The organism is Nocardia sp. CA-151230, from assembly GCF_050942175.1.
In the GTDB taxonomy this organism is placed as follows: Bacteria; Actinomycetota; Actinomycetes; order Mycobacteriales; family Mycobacteriaceae; genus Nocardia.
In genome coordinates, this window is the sequence record NZ_CP192061.1 from 883,826 (window position 1) to 906,658 (window position 22,833).

At 67.8% G+C, this 22,833-nt stretch carries 28 protein-coding genes; 20 read left to right on the forward strand and 8 right to left on the reverse strand.

Translation table 11 applies throughout. From position 1 onward, the window contains the following. The first annotated feature begins 206 nt into the window (after positions 1-206). The 12 genes from rpsJ (at position 207) to ACQP1O_RS03935 (ending at position 6,270) form a co-directional block, all read left to right on the forward strand. Positions 207-512 (forward strand): 30S ribosomal protein S10, encoded by a 306-nt coding sequence (gene rpsJ / locus ACQP1O_RS03880; RefSeq protein ID WP_003938093.1) that lies wholly within the window; start codon positions 207-209, stop codon positions 510-512. Positions 513-526: 14 nt separating this feature from the next. Further along, on the forward strand, positions 527-1,192 hold the full coding sequence (gene rplC, locus ACQP1O_RS03885; protein WP_433564531.1) for a 50S ribosomal protein L3: 666 nt from the start codon (positions 527-529) through the stop codon (positions 1,190-1,192). Next, positions 1,189-1,860: a 50S ribosomal protein L4 gene (rplD, locus tag ACQP1O_RS03890; RefSeq protein WP_379381510.1), complete on the forward strand. Its 672-nt coding sequence runs from the start codon at positions 1,189-1,191 to the stop codon at positions 1,858-1,860. Before rplC ends, rplD begins: the two co-directional genes overlap by 4 nt. After that, positions 1,857-2,162, forward strand: coding sequence for a 50S ribosomal protein L23 (gene rplW / locus ACQP1O_RS03895; protein WP_014981657.1), 306 nt, complete (start codon positions 1,857-1,859; stop codon positions 2,160-2,162). Before rplD ends, rplW begins: the two co-directional genes overlap by 4 nt. A gap of 33 nt (positions 2,163-2,195) precedes the next feature. Continuing rightward, on the forward strand, positions 2,196-3,026 hold the full coding sequence (gene rplB, locus ACQP1O_RS03900) for a 50S ribosomal protein L2 (RefSeq protein ID WP_356996884.1): 831 nt from the start codon (positions 2,196-2,198) through the stop codon (positions 3,024-3,026). A 14-nt stretch (positions 3,027-3,040) separates the two neighbouring features. Then, positions 3,041-3,322 carry a 30S ribosomal protein S19 gene (rpsS, locus tag ACQP1O_RS03905; RefSeq protein ID WP_019931198.1) on the forward strand — a complete coding sequence of 94 codons (282 nt, stop codon included), beginning with the start codon at positions 3,041-3,043 and terminating at the stop codon, positions 3,320-3,322. Then, positions 3,319-3,720, forward strand: coding sequence for a 50S ribosomal protein L22 (gene rplV / locus ACQP1O_RS03910; protein ID WP_040855202.1), 402 nt, complete (start codon positions 3,319-3,321; stop codon positions 3,718-3,720). Before rpsS ends, rplV begins: the two co-directional genes overlap by 4 nt. Beyond that, positions 3,721-4,527: a 30S ribosomal protein S3 gene (gene rpsC, locus ACQP1O_RS03915; protein ID WP_354830580.1), complete on the forward strand. Its 807-nt coding sequence runs from the start codon at positions 3,721-3,723 to the stop codon at positions 4,525-4,527. A 3-nt stretch (positions 4,528-4,530) separates the two neighbouring features. After that, on the forward strand, positions 4,531-4,947 hold the full coding sequence (rplP, locus tag ACQP1O_RS03920; RefSeq protein ID WP_040804212.1) for a 50S ribosomal protein L16: 417 nt from the start codon (positions 4,531-4,533) through the stop codon (positions 4,945-4,947). Next, positions 4,947-5,186 carry a 50S ribosomal protein L29 gene (rpmC, locus tag ACQP1O_RS03925; protein ID WP_040855205.1) on the forward strand — a complete coding sequence of 80 codons (240 nt, stop codon included), beginning with the start codon at positions 4,947-4,949 and terminating at the stop codon, positions 5,184-5,186. Before rplP ends, rpmC begins: the two co-directional genes overlap by 1 nt. Further along, complete coding sequence (gene rpsQ / locus ACQP1O_RS03930) at positions 5,183-5,479, forward strand: 30S ribosomal protein S17 (RefSeq protein WP_354830578.1); 297 nt, start codon at positions 5,183-5,185, stop codon at positions 5,477-5,479. Before rpmC ends, rpsQ begins: the two co-directional genes overlap by 4 nt. A 200-nt stretch (positions 5,480-5,679) precedes the next feature. Next, on the forward strand, positions 5,680-6,270 hold the full coding sequence (locus ACQP1O_RS03935) for a hypothetical protein (protein WP_433564532.1): 591 nt from the start codon (positions 5,680-5,682) through the stop codon (positions 6,268-6,270). Between the two features lie 66 nt (positions 6,271-6,336). Here ACQP1O_RS03935 and ACQP1O_RS03940 read toward each other — a convergent pair whose 3' ends face one another. The 4 genes from ACQP1O_RS03940 to ACQP1O_RS03955 all read right to left on the reverse strand — a co-directional run bounded on the left by ACQP1O_RS03940 (position 6,337) and on the right by ACQP1O_RS03955 (position 10,265). Continuing rightward, positions 6,337-6,732: a VOC family protein gene (locus tag ACQP1O_RS03940; protein WP_433564533.1), complete on the reverse strand. Its 396-nt coding sequence runs from the start codon at positions 6,730-6,732 to the stop codon at positions 6,337-6,339. A gap of 96 nt (positions 6,733-6,828) precedes the next feature. After that, on the reverse strand, positions 6,829-9,087 hold the full coding sequence (locus ACQP1O_RS03945) for a caspase family protein (RefSeq protein ID WP_433564534.1): 2,259 nt from the start codon (positions 9,085-9,087) through the stop codon (positions 6,829-6,831). A 5-nt stretch (positions 9,088-9,092) separates the two neighbouring features. Continuing rightward, positions 9,093-9,509, reverse strand: coding sequence for an effector-associated constant component EACC1 (locus tag ACQP1O_RS03950; RefSeq protein WP_433564535.1), 417 nt, complete (start codon positions 9,507-9,509; stop codon positions 9,093-9,095). A 312-nt stretch (positions 9,510-9,821) separates the two neighbouring features. Then, complete coding sequence (locus tag ACQP1O_RS03955) at positions 9,822-10,265, reverse strand: MarR family winged helix-turn-helix transcriptional regulator (protein ID WP_433564536.1); 444 nt, start codon at positions 10,263-10,265, stop codon at positions 9,822-9,824. Here ACQP1O_RS03955 and ACQP1O_RS03960 point away from each other — a divergent pair. Beyond that, positions 10,264-10,389 (forward strand): hypothetical protein, encoded by a 126-nt coding sequence (locus tag ACQP1O_RS03960; RefSeq protein ID WP_433567573.1) that lies wholly within the window; start codon positions 10,264-10,266, stop codon positions 10,387-10,389. The genes ACQP1O_RS03955 and ACQP1O_RS03960 overlap by 2 nt on opposite strands. Positions 10,390-10,448: 59 nt before the next feature. Here the strand turns inward: ACQP1O_RS03960 and ACQP1O_RS03965 are convergent, their stop codons facing one another. Then, positions 10,449-10,841 carry a DUF5997 family protein gene (locus ACQP1O_RS03965; protein WP_433567574.1) on the reverse strand — a complete coding sequence of 131 codons (393 nt, stop codon included), beginning with the start codon at positions 10,839-10,841 and terminating at the stop codon, positions 10,449-10,451. Positions 10,842-10,928: 87 nt separating this feature from the next. Between ACQP1O_RS03965 and ACQP1O_RS03970 the strand changes: the two genes are divergently transcribed. The 4 genes from ACQP1O_RS03970 to ACQP1O_RS03985 all read left to right on the forward strand — a co-directional run bounded on the left by ACQP1O_RS03970 (position 10,929) and on the right by ACQP1O_RS03985 (position 15,552). Then, on the forward strand, positions 10,929-11,909 hold the full coding sequence (locus ACQP1O_RS03970; protein WP_433564537.1) for a LysR family transcriptional regulator: 981 nt from the start codon (positions 10,929-10,931) through the stop codon (positions 11,907-11,909). Positions 11,910-12,165: 256 nt separating this feature from the next. Then, on the forward strand, positions 12,166-12,729 hold the full coding sequence (locus tag ACQP1O_RS03975; protein ID WP_433564538.1) for an EXLDI protein: 564 nt from the start codon (positions 12,166-12,168) through the stop codon (positions 12,727-12,729). Between the two features lie 35 nt (positions 12,730-12,764). Further along, entirely contained in the window at positions 12,765-14,930 is a 2,166-nt protein-coding gene (locus ACQP1O_RS03980) for an MMPL family transporter (RefSeq protein WP_433564539.1), read from the forward strand. 211 nt (positions 14,931-15,141) lie between these two features. Next, positions 15,142-15,552 carry a hypothetical protein gene (locus ACQP1O_RS03985; protein ID WP_433564540.1) on the forward strand — a complete coding sequence of 137 codons (411 nt, stop codon included), beginning with the start codon at positions 15,142-15,144 and terminating at the stop codon, positions 15,550-15,552. Positions 15,553-15,685: 133 nt separating this feature from the next. Here ACQP1O_RS03985 and ACQP1O_RS03990 read toward each other — a convergent pair whose 3' ends face one another. Continuing rightward, the gene (locus tag ACQP1O_RS03990; protein WP_433564541.1) at positions 15,686-16,450 is read right to left on the reverse strand and encodes a CPBP family intramembrane glutamic endopeptidase; all 765 of its coding nucleotides are present in this window, start codon (positions 16,448-16,450) and stop codon (positions 15,686-15,688) included. A gap of 46 nt (positions 16,451-16,496) precedes the next feature. Further along, positions 16,497-17,465 carry an RluA family pseudouridine synthase gene (locus ACQP1O_RS03995; RefSeq protein WP_433564542.1) on the reverse strand — a complete coding sequence of 323 codons (969 nt, stop codon included), beginning with the start codon at positions 17,463-17,465 and terminating at the stop codon, positions 16,497-16,499. A gap of 79 nt (positions 17,466-17,544) precedes the next feature. On the opposite strand from ACQP1O_RS03995, the gene ACQP1O_RS04000 reads away from it, so the two are divergent. Genes ACQP1O_RS04000 through ACQP1O_RS04010 form a run of 3 tightly spaced genes read left to right on the forward strand, consistent with a single transcriptional unit; the run spans position 17,545 to position 22,213 of the window. Further along, a complete protein-coding gene (locus ACQP1O_RS04000) occupies positions 17,545-18,405 on the forward strand; it encodes a DUF4190 domain-containing protein (protein WP_433564543.1) in 861 nt (286 codons plus the stop codon). A gap of 50 nt (positions 18,406-18,455) precedes the next feature. After that, positions 18,456-20,480 (forward strand): ABC transporter ATP-binding protein, encoded by a 2,025-nt coding sequence (locus ACQP1O_RS04005; protein WP_433564544.1) that lies wholly within the window; start codon positions 18,456-18,458, stop codon positions 20,478-20,480. After that, positions 20,477-22,213 carry an ABC transporter ATP-binding protein gene (locus ACQP1O_RS04010; protein ID WP_433564545.1) on the forward strand — a complete coding sequence of 579 codons (1,737 nt, stop codon included), beginning with the start codon at positions 20,477-20,479 and terminating at the stop codon, positions 22,211-22,213. The genes ACQP1O_RS04005 and ACQP1O_RS04010 overlap by 4 nt, the downstream gene beginning before the upstream one ends. A gap of 81 nt (positions 22,214-22,294) precedes the next feature. Here ACQP1O_RS04010 and ACQP1O_RS04015 read toward each other — a convergent pair whose 3' ends face one another. Continuing rightward, positions 22,295-22,759 carry a hypothetical protein gene (locus tag ACQP1O_RS04015; RefSeq protein ID WP_433564546.1) on the reverse strand — a complete coding sequence of 155 codons (465 nt, stop codon included), beginning with the start codon at positions 22,757-22,759 and terminating at the stop codon, positions 22,295-22,297. Positions 22,760-22,833 lie beyond the last annotated feature (74 nt).

A 22,833-nucleotide genomic window follows, 5' to 3' on the forward strand; every position in this document is an offset into this window, starting at 1 on the left:
CGGGCTGAGGAATGGGCGGCGGAGCGACACGCCCGACCGCGTGGACCGGATGAACCATGACAGATGAACAGCGGCGATGGATCGGGCCCAGGTGGCCGGTCGTGTGGTGGCTGATGCGTCTTCGTGTGTTCGGGCTGTGCAAATGAGGGTGGTGTGAGAGCGAAAGCTCTTGGACCACAACGTAAGCGGAGAAAAGGACACTCAGCGTGGCGGGACAGAAGATCCGCATCAGGCTCAAGGCCTACGACCATGAGGCGATCGACGCGTCTGCGCGCAAGATCGTCGAGACGGTGACCCGTACCGGTGCCCGCGTCGTCGGCCCGGTGCCGTTGCCCACCGAGAAGAACGTGTACTGCGTCATCCGTTCGCCGCACAAGTACAAGGACTCGCGCGAGCACTTCGAGATGCGTACTCACAAGCGGCTGATCGACATCCTCGACCCGACGCCGAAGACGGTTGACGCCCTGATGCGTATCGACCTGCCGGCCAGCGTCGACGTCAACATTCAGTGACGGGGACTTCGAATATGACTGACAACAAGAGCCGTCCGGCCGCGGGCATCCTGGGCACCAAGCTCGGCATGACCCAGGTCTTCGACGAGAAGAACCGCGTCGTTCCCGTGACCGTCGTCAAGGCGGGCCCGAACGTCGTTACCCAGATCCGCACGGTCGAGCGTGACGGCTACTCCGCCGTCCAGGTCGCCTACGGCGCCATCGACCCGCGCAAGGTGAACAAGCCGGTCTCCGGCCAGTTCACCAAGGCCAACGTCACCCCGCGCCGCCACATCGCCGAGCTCCGCCTCGCCGATGTCTCGAACCTCGAGGTCGGCCAGGAGCTCAACGCTGACGTCTTCGAAGAGGGCGCCTACGTCGACGTGACCGGCACCTCCAAGGGCAAGGGCTTCGCGGGCACCATGAAGCGTCACGGCTTCCGTGGTCAGGGTGCCTCGCACGGTGCGCAGGCCGTGCACCGGCGTCCGGGTTCCATCGGTGGTTGCTCCACCCCGGGCCGTGTCTTCAAGGGCATGCGCATGTCGGGCCGCATGGGTAACGACCGCGTCACCACGCAGAACCTCTCGGTCCACAAGGTGGACGCCGAGAACGGCCTGCTGCTGATCAAGGGCGCGATCCCGGGCCGCACCGGCGGCATCGTGATCGTCAAGAGTGCAGTGAAGGGTGGTGCCCGGGCATGAGCACCGAGACCAAGACCAACCTGACGCTCACGGTCAAGGCCGCTGGCGGCAAGACCGAGGGCACCGTCGAGCTCCCCGCGGAGATCTTCGACGTGACCGCGAACATCGCGCTGATGCACCAGGTCGTCGTGGCCCAGCAGGCCGCGGCTCGCCAGGGCACGCACGCCACCAAGACCCGCGGCATGGTCCGCGGTGGTGGCAAGAAGCCGTACCGCCAGAAGGGCACCGGCCGTGCGCGCCAGGGTTCGACCCGTGCGCCGCAGTTCGCCGGCGGTGGCACCGTCCACGGCCCGCAGCCGCGTGACTACACCCAGCGCCTGCCCAAGAAGATGAAGGTCGCCGCGCTGCGTGGCGCTCTGTCGGACCGGGCTCGCAACGAGCGCATCCACGTGATCACCGAACTGGTTGCGGGACAGACCCCGTCGACCAAGTCGGCCAAGTCCTTCCTCGCCGAGCTGTCGGAGCGGAAGAACATCCTGGTCGTCGTCGGCCGTGAAGATGTCACCGCGTGGAAGAGCGTGGCGAACCTGCAGGGCGTGCACCCGATCGCCCCGGACCAGCTGAACACCTACGACGTTCTCAAGAGCGACGAAATCGTGTTCTCGGTCGAGGCGCTCAACGCCTTCGTGCACGGCCCCGCCGAAGCTGCACAGGAGGAGAGCAAGTGACCACCATCGCCGATCCCCGCGACATCCTGCTCGCGCCGGTGATCTCCGAGAAGTCCTACGGACTGATCGAAGAGGGCACCTACACCTTCCTGGTGCACCCGGACTCGAACAAGACGCAGATCAAGATCGCCGTTGAGAAGGTTTTCGGTGTGAAGGTCACGAGCGTCAACACCGCCAACCGTCAGGGCAAGCGCAAGCGGACCCGCTTCGGTTACGGCAAGCGCAAGGACACCAAGCGCGCGCTCGTGACCATCTCGGCCGACAGCAAGCCCATCGAGATCTTCGGAGGCCCGGTCGCGTAAGCGGCTGGAGCTCCAGAAAGTAGAGAAGAACTCATGGCAATCCGTAAGTACAAGCCGACAACCCCGGGCCGCCGCGGTGCCTCGGTCTCGGACTTCGCCGAGATCACCCGCTCGACCCCCGAGAAGTCGCTGCTGCGTCCGCTCACCAAGACCGGTGGCCGTAACGCGCAGGGCCGCATCACCACTCGTCACAAGGGTGGCGGCCACAAGCGCGCCTACCGTCTGATCGACTTCCGTCGACTGGACAAGGACGGCATCCCGGCCAAGGTCGCGCACATCGAGTACGACCCCAACCGCACCGCCAACATCGCGCTGCTGCACTTCGCCGACGGCGAGAAGCGCTACATCATCGCGCCCAAGGGCATCGCCCAGGGCACGAAGATCGAGTCGGGCACCGGCGCGGACATCAAGCCGGGCAACAACCTGCCGCTGCGCTCCATCCCGACAGGTACCACCGTCCACGCGGTGGAGCTGCGTCCGGGCGGCGGCGCCAAGCTGGCTCGTGCCGCGGGCATGTCCATCCAGCTGCTGGGTAAGGAAGGCGCCTACGCCGTCCTGCGTATGCCCTCCGGTGAGATCCGTCGCGTCGATGTGCGCTGCCGCGCCACCATCGGCGAGGTCGGCAACGCCGAGCAGTCGAACATCAACTGGGGTAAGGCCGGCCGTATGCGGTGGAAGGGCGTTCGCCCGACCGTCCGTGGTGTGGTCATGAACCCGGTCGACCACCCGCACGGTGGTGGTGAGGGTAAGACATCCGGTGGCCGCCACCCGGTCTCCCCGTGGGGCAAGCCCGAGGGCCGCACCCGTAAGCCCAACCGTCCCAGCGACAAGCTCATCGTCCGCCGCCGCGGCAAGAAGCGTTAAGGAGGAGGTTAGACATGCCACGCAGCCTGAAGAAGGGCCCGTTCGTCGACGAACACCTCCTCAAGAAGGTGGACGTCCAGAACGAGAAGGGCACGAAGCAGGTCATCAAGACCTGGTCGCGTCGTTCCACCATCATCCCGGATTTCATCGGCCACACGTTCTCGGTCCACGACGGCCGCAAGCACGTGCCGGTGTTCGTGTCCGAGAACATGGTTGGACACAAGCTCGGTGAATTCGCGCCGACCCGCACGTTCAAGAGCCACGTCAAGGAAGATCGGAAGAGCAAGCGGCGATGAGCACTGAAACTCAGAACCCGACCGCGCGCGCGACCGCCAAGCACGTTCGCGTGACGCCGATGAAGGCCCGTCGCGTCGTGGACCTGGTCCGTGGCCGCCGTGTCGAGGATGCGCTGAACATCCTGAAGTTCGCGCCGCAGGCCGCGAGCGAGCCGGTCGCCAAGGTGGTGGCCTCGGCCGCCGCCAACGCGGAGAACAACCTCGGCCTGAACCCGGCCACGTTGGTCATCTCGACCGCGTACGTCGACGAGGGCGCGACCATGAAGCGTTTCCAGCCGCGTGCCCAGGGCCGCGCGTTCCGGATCCGCAAGCGCACCAGCCACATCACCATCGAGGTCGAGAGCGTGCCCACCGCCGGCGCTGCCACTCGTAGCCGCCGGAAGGGAGGGGCAAAGTAAATGGGACAGAAGATCAATCCCCATGGCTTCCGCCTCGGTATCACCACCGACTGGAAGTCGCGTTGGTACGCGGACAAGCAGTACGCGGACTACGTGAAGGAAGACGTCGCGATCCGCAAGCTCCTCGCCACCGGCATGGAGCGGGCCGGCATCTCGAAGGTCGAGATCGAGCGCACCCGTGACCGCGTGCGTGTGGACATCCACACCGCGCGCCCGGGCATCGTGATCGGCCGTCGTGGCGCCGAGGCCGACCGCATTCGCGCCGAGCTGGAGAAGCTCACCAAGAAGCAGGTTCAGCTGAACATCCTCGAGGTCAAGAACCCCGAGTCGGATGCGCAGCTGGTTGCTCAGGGTGTGGCCGAGCAGCTCTCGAACCGTGTGGCGTTCCGTCGTGCGATGCGCAAGGCCATCCAGTCGGCCATGCGTTCGCCGAACGTCAAGGGCATCCGTGTGCAGTGCTCCGGCCGTCTCGGCGGCGCGGAAATGTCGCGCTCGGAGTTCTACCGTGAGGGTCGGGTGCCGCTGCACACGCTGCGCGCCGACATCGACTACGGCCTGTACGAGGCGAAGACCACCTTCGGCCGCATCGGCGTGAAGGTCTGGATCTACAAGGGCGACATCGTCGGCGGCAAGCGTGAGGTCACCGCGGTGGCCCCGTCCGGCCGCGAGCGTGACGACCGCCCGCGTCGCGAGCGTCCGAGCCGTCCGCGTCGCAGCGGTGCCCAGGGCACCACGGCGACCAGCACTGAGGCCGGCCGCGCCGCCACCGCTGTGGCGGAGGCTCCGGCAGAGAATCAGGAGGGCTGACCTATGCTGATGCCCCGCAAGGTCAAGCACCGTAAGCAGCACCACCCCAAGCGGTCCGGCATGGCCAAGGGTGGCACTGCGGTGTCGTTCGGTGAATTCGGCATTCAGGCTCTCGAGCCCGCCTACGTCACCAACCGTCAGATCGAGTCGGCGCGTATTGCGATGACCCGCCACATCAAGCGTGGCGGCAAGGTCTGGATCAACATCTACCCGGACCGTCCGCTCACCAAGAAGCCTGCCGAAACCCGCATGGGTTCCGGTAAGGGTTCGCCGGAGTGGTGGATCGCGAACGTGAAGCCCGGTCGGGTCATGTTCGAGTTGTCTTACCCGAACGAGGAGACCGCTCGTGAGGCCCTGCGCCGCGCGATGCACAAGCTCCCGATGAAGTGCAGGATCGTGACCCGAGAGGAGCAGTTCTGATGGCTACTGCCAATCCGGCCGCAGAGCTCCGCGAGCTCGACAATGACGCGCTCGTCGCGAAACTGCGCGAATCCAAGGAAGAGCTGTTCAACCTGCGCTTCCAGATGGCGACCGGCCAGTTGCAGAACAACCGGCGCCTGCGTGTGGTCCGCCACGAGATCGCGCGCATCTACACGGTCATGCGTGAGCGCGAGCTCGGCCTGGCCTCCGGTCCTGAAGGCAAGGGAGACGCGGCATGAGTGACGCCAAGGGCCCGGCCAAGACGCCGGCCAAGCAGGAGGAGCGGGGCCAGCGCAAGGTGCGCATCGGCTACGTCGTCTCCGACAAGATGACCAAGACCATCGTGGTCGAGCTGGAAGATCGCGTGAAGCACAAGCTTTACGGCAAGATCATCCGCACCACCTCGAAGGTGAAGGCCCACGACGAGAACGAGATCGCCGGTGTCGGCGACCGCGTGCAGCTGATGGAGACCCGTCCGCTGTCCGCCACCAAGCGGTGGCGTCTGGTCGAGGTCCTGGAGAAGGCCAAGTAAGCCTGCTCCTCGACTGAAACGGTCGTAAGCGTAAGGCCCGCTTCCCATTCGGGAAGCGGGCCTTATCTCTTTTTCCGAGTGTTTTTCTGTGGGTCGATAGGTTCTATGCGTGCCCGCGCTCGAGTGTGATCAAACCGAAACCCTGTATATCCGAACGGAATTGGCGTGTCGCCCCGGTGAGGCGCTAGTTTTGTCTGGCTATGAGGGATGCTGCAACAACTTCCGGGGCTTGGCGGATCGACGACCGGACCGCGGTGACATTCCGCGATGCGGCGGTGGCCTGGGCTCTGGCCGCCCACGAGGTGCTGGCCGAATGCGCCTCGGGCTACGGCCATTTCGTGACCATCAATGAGCTGGCCGAGCGGGCGCAGGAGATGTCGGGCATCCGTACCGACGCCCCCACCCGCACCTGGATGGACGCCATCCTGCGCAAGGTCGCCCGCCGCTGCCACAATGCCGGCGAGCCGCCGTTGACGGCATTGTGCGTCAAGCAGAACCACAAGGTCAGCGACAGCTACAAGTACGTGCTGGAGCTGGCCCACCTGCCCGTCCCGGCCGACCTCGAGGTGCATGCCGCCTACGCCCGCTGGCAGTGCTACGCCGCCTACGGCGCGGACATCCCCTCCGACGGCGGCATCCCGCCCCTGATTCCGCGCAATGGCGGCGCGCCCCGCCGGGTCACTCCCGCCGGCCCGGTCTCCACCCCCAAGCCGGAACCCGAGGCCCGCAAGGCGGTCTGCAACTCCTGCTTCACCGAACTCCCCGCCAACGGCGTCTGCTACTACTGCTGACGCGCGGTCGAGCCGGAACTCGAAGGCCCGCTTCCCCCGGAGCGGGTCTGCGCGTCTCCAGAGCCCTCACGCGTCCCTGTGGCAGACCGCCTCCAGCATGATCCCGTCGAAGCCGGTCCAGAACGTCGCGTAATAGGGCGGCGGGTACTGCGGGAATTCCTGTGGCGCGTGCAGGATTTCGTCTCCGCGCCCGGCCGCCCACTCGTGCACCCGCCGTACCGCCGCACGCGTGGGCACCATGAACGCCAGGTGCTGAAGTCCCGGCAGCGCCCGCGAATACCCGCCCGACGCCGCCGGGTAGAAGAACACGTAGGTGCCGATCTTGCGGGCCGCGGGCCAATAGGCGAACTGGGTGTCGTCGGCCAGCAGCGGTTCGTAGTCGAGCAGCGGCATCAGTTCGTCGTAGTACTTTCGCGCACCTGTCAGATCGCTGACATTGATCCCGAGATGTCCAAGAGGCATGCCCCGAACCTACGTCCGGAACTTGTTGCGGGCGTCCCGAATTGGTCATCGCCGCTGCAGCTTCGACTCATGTGAGCCCCGAGTGCCATTGCGGTACTAGCCGGCCTCTTTCTGGAACCAGGCGAGCAGGTCCGGTTCGGTGGTGATCGCGGTCGGGGGTGCCCCCGCGGCCCCGGCGCAGTACACGCTCACAATGGGTTGGCCGTCGAGGATCGAGCCCAGGCAGGGCCGGTGGTCGTCTGGGTGGATCTGATCGCCGGGGTATGGGTAACAGGTAAACCGGCCGATCGGTTGATTGTTTCGGGTCCAGATGCTGTCCTGTCCGGGCCGACCATCGCAGGCGTGGCCTGAGTTCACGTTGATCATGGTTTGGTACGTCGTTCTCGCTGCGTTGGCGGTGGGATAACTCAGGAACCCTGCGCTGGGGTAGTTCACCGGTGTGCCACAGTCGATTTCCGTGTTCGCGGGTTGTGGTGGGTTAGTGTGCCGGCAGTTCGTGCGGGTGAAGTCCTGCCCGAGATGTGACAGCAGGTTTTTGTCGGCGGCGTTGAATACGTCCGGGTCGTTCGCTTCGTCCGGCGCCAGGAACTGGCGGTAACCCCGCGACGCGTGGTAGTCGCGTAGTTGTTCAGCAAGAGGTGAGGTCCAGTCGGTAGGCAGGTAGGCGAAAGTGGCGATCGCGAGATCGGGTTCATCGGTCACGGTCAGCACCGACGCGGGCGGGCTGACCGAAGGATCGAGGCCGCAGGTTTTGCGGCCGACCAGTTTGTGCAGATTGTCGAAGACGGGCGCGTCTGGACCCGGCGGGTCGCTCGGGCAGTTGCCGGTGTGCAAGGTCCGACCGATCGTTTGGAAGAAGTCGGTGAGTTTGTCGGCGTTGGAGAATCGGTAGAACTGCGAAAATGGCGCGCCCGCTGCTTTGGTGGTTTCACAGACGATATGGGCGATCTGGCCCGGGTCCGGGTCGGCGTGGTAGCAGTTGCTGCGGTGACTGCTGCTCGAGTCGATCAGTCCGAGCAAGTCGATGTCGGGCCCTCGGAGTGCTGTTTCGTCGGCGATGGGGTGACCGGCTATGCCGGTACGGGCGAGGTGCCAGCCGCCTACCGCGACTACGCAAGCGATCGTCACAGCGGCGGCTGCCAGAGGTATCGCCCATTTCCGGGGTACAGCCCATTTCCGGTCGCGGAGTCTGCGTCGGGAACTGCTGTCGCGGCGTTCGATTGTCCGGTGTTCCGGTGGGACAGGCGGCCCGGGTTCGCTGAACACCCGGGCGATGGTCGGCGCGTCTTCGTGTTGTGCGGCGTCGTTGCCGCGCCCCGGCGGCGTTGCCGGGGTGGTCTCGCCGACCGGCTGGGGGTCGGGCTTCATGGTCGTATCGGTGCCGTCACCGGCCGGCGGCGTTGCCGTGCCGGTGGGGTTGGCGTCGAGCCAGTGGGCGGCCGCGGCGGCGATGGCGCGGCTGTCGTCGTCCAGGAGTCGGGTGATGGCGTCGCGGACGCGGGACCGGACAATGGCGCCGCCGGTGCGGTGCAGCTGGTCCAGGTCATCGAGCGCGTTCCGCCGATCGCGGACGGCCGGACTGTCGAGTGCGGTTCGAATATGTTGCGGTACTTGCCAATTGCGGTTGCGGGCCAGCAGGGTGCGGCCTTCGATATTGTCTTGTTTCTTGGGCCGCTGGCGGGGGCGTTCGGCGACGACATGGTCGTGTACGTAGCTGTAGAGCTCGTCGACGGTGATGTCGCCGTCCTGGTCGAGGTCGGCGCCGCCGTCGCGCAGACCGGCGACGAGGTGCCGGGTGAACACCGACTGCGTCGCCTGTCCGTGCGGAGTCTCGCCCTCGAATGCGAACTGGGTGGCGTCGGAGGCGGTGAGCACGCTCCGGCCCCGGCCGCTGAAGGTTTCCAGGGCGTGGACCTGGTCGTCGGCCTTGGCGATGGTGCCGACGGGGAAGGCGCCGCTGTAGCAGCAGTCCAGGATCAGCACCTGATGGTTGGAGAGGCAGCCGGTCATGGCGTAGTCGATCTGATCCGCGGCGACCGAGGTGAACAGGGGGTTGAGCGTGCGGGTGTCGGTCATCGCGAGGTAGAGCTTGCCGGCGTCGTCCTTGAGTCCGTGCCCGCTGAAGTACAGCAGCGTCAGATCATCGCGCCGGCGGTCCGAGAAGAAGTCGCCGATCGCCGCGCCGACCACGTGGTGCGGCTGGTTGATCAATGTGGTGACCTCGAACCCGCCGATCGCGGGGTCGGCCAGCACCTCGGCGAGTGCCTCGGCATCGTGCGCGGGTGCGGTCAACTGCCGCAATCCGGGATCGTGGAACGTGTAGGTCGCCACTACCAGGGCGAATCGGCCGGTCATCGCCGTCACCCCGCCACGACGCCGCCGTGGCGGCGAATATAGGCGTCGACCAGTGCGCGCTGCTGGTCACCGCTCGCGGCCTCGAGCTCGATGCTCTCGCCGTCGATCGTGACCGTCACCCGATGGGTGCCCGGATGGCGGCCCAGCCAGTCCCGCACCGTCTCGATCAGGGTGGTGAACACCCCGCCGGAAGCACTCAGCGCCAGCACGATCGCGCCGATCGTGACGGGGTCGGCCACCTTCGTACCCGGCGTCGTTCCGGCGCTGTCCCGCGCCAGCGCCGCCGATTCGACGCCGTCCATCGCGGCCAGCTCCGCCCGCAGCATCCGGGTCTGCCGGTCCAAGCGCTCGTCGTCGATCCCCGTGGCGGCCATCGATACTCGAACTGTCACGCCGCGGTGGTCGTTCTGCGCGATACCCATCGGAAACCTCTTTTCCCGCCTGGGCGGCCGACGCCGACCAGGATGCGAATCGACAAGACCGATTCTCATCGCTGGTATCCGGCGTCACACGGGTACGCGGCTACCTGAACCAGGCAAAACGGGCAGTGCGGCCGGCGCGATGCCATCACCCGCAGCGGGATGGGGCCGACCATCACCGGCGCGGCCCACAGAGTCCGTTGTGGCACAACAAGATCGGCAACCTGCGCGCCGGCCCTTCGCCGCGCGACGTAGGTAGCCGACTACTTGCCGACAGCTATCTCAGGGTTCCGCGCCGTAGGCCGGTCCTGGGAATCAGGCTGGGGCGCGGAGGGATTCGAGGGTGTGGACGAGCGGTGCCAGTTCGGGATTGCGGGAGGCCGCGGTGAGCGCCTCGCGGAGGGCGGTGGCGTTGGTGGGTCGGGCCGCCTCCAGGAGTTCATGGCCGGAGTCGGTGACCTTGGTGTAGATGCCGCGGCGGTCGTGGGGGCAGAGGTAGCGCGCGAGGAGGCCGCGGTCCTCGAGGCGAGTGACCAAGCGGGTGGTGGCGGATTGGGAGAGGACGACGGCGTCGGCCACCTGTTTCGTCTGGAGCATGCCGCCGTCGCCGTCGTGCTCCTTGCGCTCACCGAGGGCCAGATCGTCGCCGAACGCCTCTCGATCCGCCTGGCGCCGCTGCTCGGCAAGCCGATCGCCAAAGAAGGCCCTGCAGGCGGCCTCCTTCGAGGCGCGGACCACCACTCGGCCGCTGGCCGACATCCTCGCCGAATGCCCCGATATCGCCCTGCATCTGACCAAACCGGAACTGGCCGAGCTCCTCCGCCCTGAGAACTATCTCGGCGCGGCCCCCGACCTGGTCGACCGGGTGCTGCGCCGGATCTGATCCGATTCGGCGGTGGCGGAAGGGAGTTCAGGGCAGATGACCGGGCCGGGGCGTCGCGTTCAGTTGCCGAAGCGGTTCTTGGGCGGGCGGTTGGAGGCGGCGCGGCGGGCGGCCTCCTTCTCCTTGACGCGTCCGGCTTCCTTGCGGACCGCGACCAGATTCTCGCGTTCGCGGAGCAGCCATTCGGGCGGGTCGGCGAGCAGGGCCGCGATCTCGTCCGCGGTGAGGGCGTCGGCGACGCCGGCGCGGGCCAGACCGGAGTTGGAGATGCCCAGCTTGCGGGCCACCACATCGCGCGGGAAGGGCCCGTTGGCCCGCAGCTCGATCAGCCACTGCGGGGGATCGGTGCGCAGTTCCTCGAGCTGGCTGCGGGTGACGGGTGAGTTCCGGAACTCCGCGGGGGTTGCCGGGAGGTAGATGCCGAGTTTGTTCGCCGCGGTGAGCGGCTTCATGGTCTGGGGGTTCTTGTCCGGGCTCACCGATCAAGGGTATCGGGCGGGTGGGGTGAACCTCCTGGCCGGTGCAATACCGTGGACGCCATGAGCCGGTTGGAGTCCATCGATCTGACGCGCCTGCGCTGGTTCGTCGCGGTTGCCGAGGAATTGCATTTCGCCCGGGCGGCGCGTGGCCTCGGCATTTCGCGGCAGCGCTTGAGCGGGACGGTCATCGAGCTGGAGGAAGAGCTCGAAACCAGACTGTTCGTGCCGGGCGCGCAGCCCACCCAGCTGAGCGAGGACGGGCGCGTGCTGCTGGACGAGGCCCGCGCCCTCATCGCGGCCTCCGCGGCCGCGGAGCCGGAGCCGGCCGCGGCGGACCGCCTGCGCGTCGGCTTCGTTCCGGGCGTGACCGTCACCAAATGGGAGCGCATCTGGCGCGAGCGGTTCCCCGAGGTCGCGCTGGAGCTGACGCCGATCCCGATGAAGGAGCAGGAGCAGGCCCTGCGCACGGACGCGGTCGACATGTGTTTCGTGCGGCTGCCCATCGATCGTGATGGGGTGAGCGCGATTCCGCTCTACCGCGAGGTCCCGGTCGTGGTCGTCCCCAAAGATCATCCGATCGCCCTGTTCGATCAGGTCGCCACGGCCGATCTGGCCGATGAGCGCATGCAGGACGCCGCCGATCTGGACGACGCCGCCATGACCATGGAGCTGGTGGCCGCGGTGAGCGGGGCAGCCATCGTGCCGCACTCGATCGCCCGCCTGCACCACCGCAAGGACCTGGTCTACCGGACCGTCACCGATGTGCCCGAGACCGAGATCGCGCTGGCCTGGCCTGCTGACCGCACCACCGAGCTGGTGGAGGAGTTCGTGGGCGTGGTGCGCGGCCGTTCCCAGCGCAGTTCCCGTTCGCCGTCCGGTCAGCAGCCGGACAAGCCTGCGCGGCAACAGAATTCGCCGAAGCGGGCGGGTGCGGCCAAGGCGGGCGGGACGCGCGATCAGGCCGGGGGGAAGAAGCCGCAGACCGCCGCGAAGTCGAAGCAGGGCGGTGCGAAGAAGCCGGGCAAGCGGCGCGGGCGCTAGCGCGGATGACCGACGAGGGCCCGCCTCCCGTTCGGGAGGCGGGCCCTTTCGTGTCCGGATGCTCAGGGATGTACCTGGAGAAAGTTCAGGGTCGAGTCAGGGTTGCGCTATACGTATACGTCTACTTATAGTGGCTGAAGACGGGAATGACCGTCCGGAACCCTGAGAAGTGCAGCGGCACAGCGGGTATCGACCCGCAGTGCCGTGCTGTACACGCATGCCCATATGCGCATTCACTGATGATTTGGAGCATCCCATGGCCCTCGATATGGACAAGTCCAACGACGCCGACCCGCAGGACGCCCCGGCGCCGGAGGCACCGGCCGCGACCGGCGCCGACCTGGTGCCGGACCCGCTGCCCGAGGGCATGCGGGAGATCACGCTGCGCGTCGGTCCCGGCGGTGGCCGCACCCAGCGCTTCGTCGGCCGGCTGCTGGCCGAGGCCCAGCACGTGACCAAGGAGGGCAGCGAGTCCGTGCAGGTCTTCCTGAGCCGCAAGGGCAAGCTGGTCGTGCACCGGCACTATGTCGAGTGGTCGGATTTCGCTCAGGCCTCCAAGAACGCCGCGCGCGAGCGGAAGGAGGAGTTCCTCACCGCCCGGCACGGTTCCGACCAGTCGGACCTTGCGGTATTCACGAACTGGGCCAAGGGATTTAAGAACTGGCGCGAATTCCTCGGCCTGGGTGAGGATGGTTACGGCGACTTCACATTGGAGATCGTGGACTCGCTCGTGGAACTGCGCGACCGCATTCCGGCGAAGGTCTATCGTATCGTCGCCGACGTGGTGGAGAACCCGTCCTCGCAGGTCCTCGACATCTGAATAACGCGGCCGAACCCGGAAAGGACTTCTCCCGCATGTTCTCCCGCTTGGGGCGCTTCGTCGTCCGATTCCCGTGGCTGGTGATCGCCTCGTGGCTGATCGCCATCGTCGCGGTCGTCGCCACCGCGCCGAAGCTCACCGCCACCACCGACCAATCCGACTTCCTGCCTTCGCATTACGAATCCATCCAGGCAGCGAAGTTGCAGCAGCAGGCATTTCCCAACAGCAATACCCCCGCTGCGCTCATCGTCTTCGAACGCTCCGACGGAGCCCCGATGACCGATGCCGACTCGACCGCGGTGGCCGCCGCCGCGGCCAAGCTGTCGGAGCGGAACATCAAGGATGTCACCGGAATCCAGGCGGTGCCCCCGGCGGAGAACCGGGCGATCGAGGTGGTCGCGGTGCAGATGACCAAGGTCGCCGGCGCCAATGACACCCACCAGTCCGACGCGGTGAAGTCCCTCCGGGACGCGCTGAAGGAACAGGTGAACGGCACCGACCTGAAGGCCGGCATCACCGGCACCGCCGCGCAGACCCTGGATCAGCAGGATTCCAGCACCAAGGGCCTGATCATCATCGGTGTGGCGACCGTGGTGCTGATCCTGCTGTTGCTGCTGCTCATCTTCCGCAGCCCGATCATCGCGCTGCTGCCCATCCTGGTCATCTTCATCGCGGTGTCCCCGATGGCCAGCGGTCTGATCGCGATCGCCAGCAACACCTTCGACCTCAAGATCGACAGCTCGGTGCAGTCACTGCTGGTCGTGGTGCTCTTCGGCGTCGGCACCGACTACATCCTCTTCCTGATGTTCCGCTTCCGGGAGCGCCTGCGCGCCGGTGAGGACGCCAAGACGGCCGTGGTCAGCGCGGTCACCCGGGTCGGTGAGGCCATCACCTCGGCGGCCGCGGCGGTGATCATCGCCTTCGGCGCGCTGACGCTGTCCACCCTGGGCATGTTCCGGTCCATGGGTATCGCCCTGGCCATCGCGGTCGCGGTGGCGCTGCTGGCCGGGCTCACGCTCATCCCCGCGATCGTTTCCCTGTTGGGCACCAAGGTTTTCTGGCCCTCGAAGGCCTGGCAGGTGGAGCCGACGGGTGCGCGGTTCGCGGCCGTGGGTGGCGCGCTGGGCAAGCGGCCGGGCCTGTTCGCCGTGGCGTCCGGCGGTGTCCTGATCGCCCTGGGCGTCTTCGCCTTCGGCTTCAATCCGACCTTCGACCTGAGCTCGGGTTCGACCTCGGGCAGCTCCGAATCCGTGGTCTACGGCAAGGAATTGCTCAAGGGCATGCCCGCGGGCAGCACCCAGCCCTCGCAGGTGTACCTGCGCAGCGAGCACGGCGCGCTGAGCGCCGACGAGCTGAACGCCTTCGGTGCGGCACTGCGCGGCGTCCACGGTGTGGGCGAGGTGGGTCCGCAGCCAGCACTGTCGGCCGACAAGACGGTCGCCGAATACCAGGTGACGCTGTCCGACAAGCCGGAATCCGATGCGGCCCTGAAGACCGTGAAGGGTCCGCTCCGGGATGCCGCGCACGCGGCGGCGCCGGTCGGCACCTCGGCGGTGGTGGGCGGCATGACCTCGGTGTTCGTCGACTTCCAGCACGCCATGAACCGGGACTACATGGTGGTGTTCCCGGTGGCGGCCATCCTGATCATGATCGTGCTGGCCCTGCTGCTGCGCAGCGTGGTGGCGCCCTGGTATCTGATGGCCTCGGTGTTCCTCGGCTTCGCCGCGACGCTGGGTTCGGCGGTGCTGGTCTTCCAGCATCTGCAGGGGGATTCGGGTCTGATCTTCACGCTGCCGCTGATCATGTACCTGTTCGTCGTCGCCCTCGGGACGGACTACAACATCCTCATGGTCGCCCGGTTGCGGGAGGAGGCGCGGGAGGGCAACGACCCGCACCGCGCGGCCGCTCTGGCGCTGCGCCACACCGGCCCGACGGTGGCGGCGGCCGGTGTCATCCTGGCGGGCACCTTCGCCTCGATGATGCTGGCGGGCAACGACACCCTGTCGCAGATGGGCTTCGCCATCTCGGTCGGCATCGCCATCGCCGCGTTCGTCATGGCCATGTTCTTCACCCCCGCGGTGACCGCGCTGATCGGCCGCCGCGCCTGGTGGCCGGGCCACGGTGGTGATGCGCAACAGCAGCAGCCGCAGTGGGATACGGAATGGACGCCGCCCGATGTGGTGAGTGACGCTCGCCGCTGACGATCCGAGTTTGCTCCGAACGGGTCGGCCCGCCTCTCCTCCGGGGAGGCGGGCCGATTTCGTTGTGGCGATCCTGCCGCTGACCTGCATCGAACCACGTCTGACAGAAACGTGTTTCAGTATTTTCCCAAAAGTGCCACGCGATGAACTGGACAACCGATACAGTTCGCCGGACCGCATCGAAGCGGGTTGGCACCAAGGAGTTGAAGACATGACAGTGTCCCTGAGCAAGCGCATCGCCCGGCGGGCCGGCGTCGGCCTCACCGCCGTCGCCGCGATGGCCTGTTCCGTGGGCCTGACCGCCTCCACCGCCTCGGCCGTACCCACGGGCCTGTCGGTGAACGCCCGCAATATCTACATGGGCTGCGTGTACCAGATCACCGCGACCTACGACAGCTGGATCCAGGCCTGGTTCTACGACAATGGCATGGTCATCTCGGGCAGCCCGATCACCCCGAGCAACGGGCAGGCCACCATTCAGTGGACCCCGCACAGCGCGGGCACCCACACCCTGTCGACCCTGCAGGGTTCGGCCTGGGAGCTGAAGGTGAACGTCCTCGAGCCCACCCTGACCGGCAGCGCCACCTGTGGCGCGGGCCCGCTCGGGTTCCTCGGTTCGTAGCAGAGCTTCCCGGGCTCGTAGAAGACTCGGTTCGGTGTGGGCTCGACCCGCCGGACCGTTCCCGGGCCGACTGACCATAATCCTCTGTTCCCAGGTCAGTCGGCCCCCTCTGCGTTCGCGCGCCCGGCCGCGGTCAGTGCACGGTCACGTGCCAGACCACGGCCGCGGCCAGCGCGCCCGCGCCGTTCACCGCCCAGTGCAGTGCGATGGGCGCGAGCAGGCTGCCGCTGCGTCGCCGCAGCCAGGTGAAGACCACGCCCGCACCGGCGGTCGCGAGGACCGCGAGCGCGATGCCGAGCAGCTGTCCGGCCGGGCCGCCGCCGAGGAATCCGGTCAGTCCCTTGTTCCCGCTGGTCAATCCCAGCGACGAGGCAATGTGCCAGAGCCCGAACAGCATTGATCCCGCCGCGAACACCCCGCGCGCCCCGGCCACCCGGTCCAGGGTGCCGTGCAGCACGCCGCGGAAGGCGAGCTCCTCCGGGATCGCGGTCTGCAGCGGGATCACGATCATGGACGCGATGAGCGCGCCCGAGACCGCGGCGTAGCGGTCGTTCAGGAAGAAGGGCCGGGTGATCGGCAGCGCCGCGCCGATAACGACGGCCGCCAGCACCACGCCGACCGCCGCCAGCGCCCACAGCGACCCGCGCCGCCACTGTCGCGGTGACAGGCCGAGGTCCTCCCAGCCCAGGCCGCGGCGGCGCACCAGGGCAACCAGCACCAGTGCGGCAATCGGCACCGTGAAGATGCTCGCCCACCGGTTGGTGAAGTGTGCGATGAGATTCGTGCAGATCAGGACGGCAACGACGACAGCCACATCCACGTAGGCGTGCAGCTTGTGGCCGGGCAGCGGGGGCGGATCAGGGAGCACCGCGATCGCACCGTTATCGTTTCGCGACATCCTGGCCAGTCTACGAGCGGATTCTTGGAGCGGCCTTCGATTGTGGTTAATCCCGCTGTGCGGAATACCCCGAGGCCGGCACTCGTCCACTCGCCCAGCCGTCGGGATCGTCCCAGGCCTGCAGCGTGCGCGCGGTGTCGAAGCGACGCGGCTCCCGGGTGATCGGATCGATGAATTCCAGTGCCGAGGCCAGTAGTTGCAATGGCCGGGTGTAGTCGTCGACCGGTTTGTCGGTGAGTTCGGGATAGAAGTCGTCACCGAGGATCGGGACCCCGAGGCTGTTCATGTGCAGCCGGATCTGATGCGTCCGCCCGGTCCGCGGCCGGAGCCGGTAGCGCCCCGATCCGTCCCGCTGCTCGACCAATTCGACGAGGGTCTCCGCATTCGGTTCGCCCGCGGTCTCATAGGCGCGCAGCACCTGCCGCTCCTTGACGATCCGGCTGATGATCGTGCGCGGCAGCGCGAGTTCCGGATCGAAGCGTGCGACGGCCTCGTATTCCTTGTGCACCAGCCGCTTGTGGAACATGGTCTGATACGCCCCGCGCACAGCCGGATTCACGATGAACAGCACCAGCCCGGCGGTGACCCGGTCGAGCCGGTGCGCGGGCACCAGATCGGGCAGGTCCAGATCGCGGCGCAGTTTCACCAGGGCGGTCTGCAGAATGTGCTGCCCGCGCGGGATGGTCGAGAGGAAGTGCGGCTTGTCCGCGACGAGGATGTCGTCGTCGCGGTAGACGATGCCGATCGGGAACGGAACCTCGGTCTCGTCCGGCAGATCGCGGTGGAACCACACCGCGCCGCCGGGGGCGTAGGGCGTGTCGAGGGCGATCGGGCCGTCCAGATCCACGATGCCGCCGGTGGACAGCAGCTCGTCGATGCGTTCGGGGCGCACCCGCGGCAATCGCTCCACGAGATGGTCGCGAATGGTCGCCCAGTCGCCGTCCTCGGGTAGCCGCAACCGGGCCGGGTCCAGCCCGTGCCGCTTGGGTAGCGGTGGTTGCTGCCTGCGTCTCACTCGCCAAACCCTAGTCCCCGAGTTTGTCCGGACCAGGAGGTACGGTTGGCCAACGCCCGGAATGTCCGGGTCGGAACGAGTGATCGGGGGTCTCGTGTACCCGAACGACCAACAGCCGCAAGGGTTACCGGGTCAGCCTGGTCAGCCGGACTACGGCCAGATTCCACAACCCCCGCAACCGGAATACGGCCAGCCGCAGCCGGGATACGCCCAGCCCGCCTACGGTCAGCCGGGTCAGTGGGATTACGGCCCAGGTGGTCAGCCCGGCTATCAGCCGATGCCGCCGGGCTATCCGATGGCTCCGCCGCCTCCGCAGGGCACCAATGGCCTGGCCATCGCCACCCTGATCCTCGGTCTGCTCGGCGCCTGTCTGCTCGCCGTCCCGTTCGGCATCATCGCGCTGACCCAGATCAAGCAGCGCAATCAGACCGGTAGGGGGCTGGCCATCGGCGGCCTGGTCGCCTCCGGGGTGTGGGCACTGATCGTCGTCATCCTCGTCGCCGTGGGCGTGGTGAACGACTCGGATACCTCGGCGTCACAGGACAATCCGATCCGCACCTCGGCCCTGCCGGATTCGCCCACCTCCATCTCGGTCGACGAGGTGAAGATCGGCGACTGCCTGCAGACCGTCGAGGAGAACAACCACATTCGCAAGGTGACCGTGCTGCCCTGCGATTCCGCGCACGATGCCGAGGTGATCGCCCAGGTGCATCTGACGGGTTCCTGGCCGGGTTCGCTGGATGCCTCGTTCCAGCAGGCCAATGACGCCTGCCTGGACGAGATCGACAAGCAGCTGAGCAAGAGCTCGATGTACGACCAGCTGGAGACCTTCATTCTCTACCCGGCGAACGAGACCCAGTGGAACAAGCTCAATGGCCGCGCGACGTGCATGGTCCATGACGCGAGCGGCAAGAAGCTGACCGGGAAGGTGCCGCGCTGACCGTCGGTGTGGTCGTTCAGCAAAAGTTAGCCTAACCTATCTTCTCGCCGGTGTTCGTGGGAGCGCCGGACGAGAAGGTGGGAGGCGGACTGATGACGGTCGAGTCACCGCCCGCGGTCGAGGCACACGCCATCGGTCCGGGCCCGGCGGCAGCCGACACGGGCGGGCCGGACGCGAAAGCGGAGGTGAAGGCGCGCCGACGGCGGGAGGCCGCCGCGCGCAAGGAGATCCTCGCCCCGGTGCGCGGGCCGCTCACGGTGGCCGGGCTGATCGTGGCGGTGGCCGCGGTGTGCTCGGTGCTGCCGTTCCTGCTGATCGTCTCGGCCTGCCGTGAGCTGCTGCGGGATGCGCCCGACGCCGACCGGGTGTGGCGGCTGCTGCTGATCGCGGTGCTGGTGCTGGTGGCCCGGGCCGTGCTGCAGGCGGTCGCGCTGACCTGGTCGCACGCCGTGGACGCCCGCTACCAGCTGACCCTGCGCCGGCTGCTGGCCGACAAGCTGACCCGGGTGCCGCTGGGCTGGTTCGGCGCCCGCACCTCCACCGAGGTGAAGAAGTACCTCCAGGACGACGTCGAGGCGCTGCACTATCTGGTGGCGCATGCACGGCTGGACTTCATCGGTTCGGTGACCGTCCCACTGGTCACCCTGGTCTACCTGGCGACCGTGGACTGGCGGCTGACGCTGATCCTGCTGCTGCCGCTGGTCGTCTACGCGCTGTGCATGCGCGCGATGCTGGACGAGCCCGGCCGCGAACGCCTGCTGGCCTACAACGCCGCCGAGCAGCGCACCCGCGCCGCGACCGTCGAATTCGTGGATGGCATCCAGGTGGTGCGGGCCTTCGGGCGAGCGGGCAGGGCGCACAGCGAGTTCCGGGCCGCCGTCGAGGAGCAGACCGAGCGGCTGCGGCGGCTGAAACTGCCGGTGATGACGGTGCAGTCGATCTCGGACACGGTGGTCTCGCCGGTGTTCGTCATGCTGCTGGTCGTGGTGGCCGGGCTCGCGGGCGTGGGCCTCGAGTGGATCGAGCCGCTGGATGTGCTGCCGTTCCTGCTGGTCGGGCTCGGGCTGGGCAGTTCGCTGCTGGGTCTGGGCTACGGCACCCAGGCGCTGCGCACGGCCGGTGACGCGGCGCTGCGGCTGCACGATCTGATGCAGACCGCCGAATTGGCCTCCGGCACAGGCGATTCCGCATCGAAGCAGGCTCCCGCCGGGCTGATCCGTTTCGAGGGCGTGAGTTTCGGCTACCGCGCCGACCATCAGGTGCTGCGCGACCTCGACCTCGAGCTCGTGCCCGGCACCATGACCGCCCTGGTGGGCCCCAGCGGTTCCGGCAAGTCGACGCTGGCCAAGCTGCTGCCGCGCTTCTACGACGTGGACGCGGGCCGGATCACTCTCGGCGGCCGCGATATTCGCGACTTGCCGAGCGAAGAGCTCTATCGCACGGTCGGATTCGTCTTCCAGGACGTCCGCCTGATCCGCGGCACCATCGCCGACAATCTGCGCCTGGCCCGCCCCGACGCCGATGCCGCAGCCCTGGAGCGCGCGGCCCGCGCGGCCCGCGTTCACGACCGCATCCTGGCGCTGCCGCGCGGCTACGACTCCGAGATCGGGGTGGAGGCGGTGCTGTCCGGTGGTGAGGCGCAACGGCTTTCGATCGCCCGCACCCTGCTGGCCGACACCCCGATCCTGGTGCTGGACGAGGCCACCGCCTTCGCCGACCCCGAATCCGAGGCGGCGGTGCAGGACGCGCTGGCCGAACTGGTGGCCGGTCGCACCGTGCTGGTCATCGCGCATCGGCTGCACACCATCACCGGCGTCGACCGAATCCTGGTGTTGGAGAACGGAACCCTGGTCGAACAGAGTGACCATACGACTCTGAGCACCGCGGGCGGCGTCTATCAGCGGCTCTGGGAAATCAATGAGGCGGCGCTGCGGGCGGTCGGCAGTACCGAGCCCGCCGCTCGGCGTTCCGGCCCGCTGCCCGACGGAATCGAGACGGTGGCTGGAGATCTCGGCGACGACCGGGCCGCGACGACGGCCGGCGCGTCAGCCGCTGCTGAGGAGACGAATCGATGATCCGCAAGGTGCTCGGCTTGGTGCCGGGTGAGTTCGCGCGACTGACACCGCGATTGCTGCTGGCCATCGTGGCCCAGGCGTTGTCGCAGGCTGCGGCCTATGTGCTGTTGGTGCCGGTCCTGCAGGCGCTGTTCGACCGGGATCTGGGCCGGGCCTGGTGGTGGACGCTCTGGCTGGCGCTGGCCGTGGCCGGGGTCGTGGTGTTCGGTTACCTGCAGTCGGTGCTGGGCCTGCGCGTCGGCGTGGGCATGCAGCACGGTTTGCAGACCCGGCTCGGTGATCACCTGAATGCCCTGCCGCTGGGCTGGTTCGACGACCGGCACGCGGGAGAGTTGTCGCGGGTGATGGTCGAGAACGTCCGCGAGGTGCAGGGCCTGATCGCCTATCTGCTGGCGAAAATGCTGACCGGCGTGCTGGTTCCGCTCGGTGTGGCGGTGGGCATGCTGGTCGTCGACTGGCGTATTTCGCTGGCCATGCTGGTGACGGCCCCGGTGCTGTACCTGGTGAATCTGTGGGCCAACCGCTCCTATGTCGCCGCCGATGAGCGCATGCACGACGCCGCCGCCGAGGCGAACGCCCGGGTGCTGGAATTCGCGCAGGCGCAACCGGTGCTGCGTTCGCTGGGCGCGGTCGGCGCGGGCAATCGCGCGTTGGACGCGGCATTGGCCCGCCAGCGGCGGGCCGCCAATGGCCTGCTGATCGCCGCGGTGCCCGGCCTGATCGTGTTCTCGCTGGTGGTGCAGGCCGTCTTCCTGGTGCTGGTCTACCTGGTGGTGGGCCGGGCCACCGACGGCGCGCTCTCCGCCGCCGCGGCGATCGCCCTGATCGCGGTGAGTTCCCGTTTCATCGAGCCGCTGACCCAGGCCGCGCAGCTGGGTGGCGCCCTGCGCTCCGCCGCCGCGGCGGCCGACCGGGTGAGTGCGCTGCTGGCCGAACCGGCACTGCCGCAGCCGGATTCACCGGTGCCGCCAGGCGCCCCGCAGGTGGAGTTCGACCGGGTCAGCTTCGGCTACGGCCCGGACAAGGTGGTGCTGCAGGACATCTCGTTCACGGCGGCGCCCGGCACCACGACCGCCATCGTGGGCCCGAGCGGCGCGGGCAAATCCACGCTGCTGCGCCTGGCCGCCCGCTTCCACGACACCGATTCCGGTCGTGTCGTGGTCGGCGGCCACGATGTCCGCGAGCAGCCGGCGGCGACCCTGCTGAACCGGCTGGCGCTGGTCTTCCAGAACGTCTACCTCTTCGATCGCTCTGTGCTGGAGAACATCCGGGCGGGCCGTCCGGACGCGACCGAGGCCGAGGTCCTCGCGGCCGCCCGGGTCGCGCGGGTGGACGAGATCGCCGACCGGCTGCCCGACGGCTGGCAGACCGCGGTCGGCGAGGGCGGTTCCGCGCTGTCCGGTGGTGAGCGCCAGCGTGTTTCGATCGCCCGCGCCCTGGTCAAGGATGCCCCGATCGTGCTGCTGGACGAGGCCACGAGCGCCCTCGACCCGCACAACGAGGCGGCGGTGGTGCGCGGTGTGCACGAACTCACCCGTGGCAGAACCGTTCTCGTGGTGGCGCATCGTCTCGCGACCATCGCGCACGCCGACCAGATCCTGTTCATGGACGCCGGTCGTATCGTCGAACGCGGTACGCACGCCGAGCTGCTCGCGCTCGGCGGCCGCTATGCCGCCTTCTGGACCGAGCGCACCCGTGCCTCCGGCTGGCGTCTGGCGCCGGTACCCGCCTAGACGGACGGCCCCGGATTCCGCGCGAGTCCGGGGCCGTTCGGGGTGGGTCACTCTCGAAGTGCCCGAGTCACTCTCGAAGGATCAGAGGCTGCAGGGCAGCATGGCAACGCTTGCGACGGTGCACTCGGCGTCGCGGGACAACTTCCAGTTGCCGTCGATGAGCTTCCAGGTGAGCGGGAAGGTGAACGGGTCGAACCCGTCCACGGCGGTCTGCAGGGTGGCCGAGAGGGTGTCGCCGTCCTCGGTGACCGGGCCCAGGATGGTCCAGCGGAAGCTGGGCGGGGCGGCGTTCATGGCGGTGCCGACCTGGTCGAGCAGCGGCAGGCCGGCCTCGCCGGCCTCGAGCTCGGCGGCGCGGGTGGCGGCCGGGGCGCCGGTGTTGAGAGCGGTCTGCAGCTTGGCCTTCAGGTCGCCGGTGCCGGGGGTGGCGGTGCGCACGGGGGCGAAAGCCGGTGCGGCCGTGGCGGTCACCGCGCTGACGCCGGTTCCGGCGAGCAGGGCGGCGGCGGTGAGGGCGGCACCGAGGAGGCGCGAAGTACGGGGCATTGTGTTCTGTCCAATCTTTTCGTCTCGAGCGCTTCGCAAGCGCTGCCCAGCAATATAAGGTAAGGCTATGCAAA

Coding starts and splice junctions, on each gene's coding strand:
- ACQP1O_RS04010 (WP_433564545.1), top strand. CDS start 20,477: ATGATCCGCAAGGTGCTCGGCTTGGTGCCGGGTGAGTTCGCGCGACTG.
- ACQP1O_RS04015 (WP_433564546.1), bottom strand. CDS start 22,759: ATGCCCCGTACTTCGCGCCTCCTCGGTGCCGCCCTCACCGCCGCCGCC.
- ACQP1O_RS03935 (WP_433564532.1), top strand. CDS start 5,680: ATGAGGGATGCTGCAACAACTTCCGGGGCTTGGCGGATCGACGACCGG.
- rplB (WP_356996884.1), top strand. CDS start 2,196: ATGGCAATCCGTAAGTACAAGCCGACAACCCCGGGCCGCCGCGGTGCC.
- ACQP1O_RS03985 (WP_433564540.1), top strand. CDS start 15,142: ATGACAGTGTCCCTGAGCAAGCGCATCGCCCGGCGGGCCGGCGTCGGC.
- rplV (WP_040855202.1), top strand. CDS start 3,319: ATGAGCACTGAAACTCAGAACCCGACCGCGCGCGCGACCGCCAAGCAC.
- ACQP1O_RS03990 (WP_433564541.1), bottom strand. CDS start 16,450: ATGTCGCGAAACGATAACGGTGCGATCGCGGTGCTCCCTGATCCGCCC.
- ACQP1O_RS03945 (WP_433564534.1), bottom strand. CDS start 9,087: ATGACCGGCCGATTCGCCCTGGTAGTGGCGACCTACACGTTCCACGAT.
- ACQP1O_RS03980 (WP_433564539.1), top strand. CDS start 12,765: ATGTTCTCCCGCTTGGGGCGCTTCGTCGTCCGATTCCCGTGGCTGGTG.
- rpsS (WP_019931198.1), top strand. CDS start 3,041: ATGCCACGCAGCCTGAAGAAGGGCCCGTTCGTCGACGAACACCTCCTC.
- rpsQ (WP_354830578.1), top strand. CDS start 5,183: ATGAGTGACGCCAAGGGCCCGGCCAAGACGCCGGCCAAGCAGGAGGAG.
- ACQP1O_RS03975 (WP_433564538.1), top strand. CDS start 12,166: ATGGCCCTCGATATGGACAAGTCCAACGACGCCGACCCGCAGGACGCC.
- rpsC (WP_354830580.1), top strand. CDS start 3,721: ATGGGACAGAAGATCAATCCCCATGGCTTCCGCCTCGGTATCACCACC.
- ACQP1O_RS03970 (WP_433564537.1), top strand. CDS start 10,929: ATGAGCCGGTTGGAGTCCATCGATCTGACGCGCCTGCGCTGGTTCGTC.
- ACQP1O_RS03955 (WP_433564536.1), bottom strand. CDS start 10,265: ATGTCGGCCAGCGGCCGAGTGGTGGTCCGCGCCTCGAAGGAGGCCGCC.
- rpmC (WP_040855205.1), top strand. CDS start 4,947: ATGGCTACTGCCAATCCGGCCGCAGAGCTCCGCGAGCTCGACAATGAC.
- ACQP1O_RS03940 (WP_433564533.1), bottom strand. CDS start 6,732: ATGCCTCTTGGACATCTCGGGATCAATGTCAGCGATCTGACAGGTGCG.
- rplC (WP_433564531.1), top strand. CDS start 527: ATGACTGACAACAAGAGCCGTCCGGCCGCGGGCATCCTGGGCACCAAG.
- ACQP1O_RS03950 (WP_433564535.1), bottom strand. CDS start 9,509: ATGGGTATCGCGCAGAACGACCACCGCGGCGTGACAGTTCGAGTATCG.
- rplD (WP_379381510.1), top strand. CDS start 1,189: ATGAGCACCGAGACCAAGACCAACCTGACGCTCACGGTCAAGGCCGCT.
- rplP (WP_040804212.1), top strand. CDS start 4,531: ATGCTGATGCCCCGCAAGGTCAAGCACCGTAAGCAGCACCACCCCAAG.
- ACQP1O_RS03965 (WP_433567574.1), bottom strand. CDS start 10,841: ATGAAGCCGCTCACCGCGGCGAACAAACTCGGCATCTACCTCCCGGCA.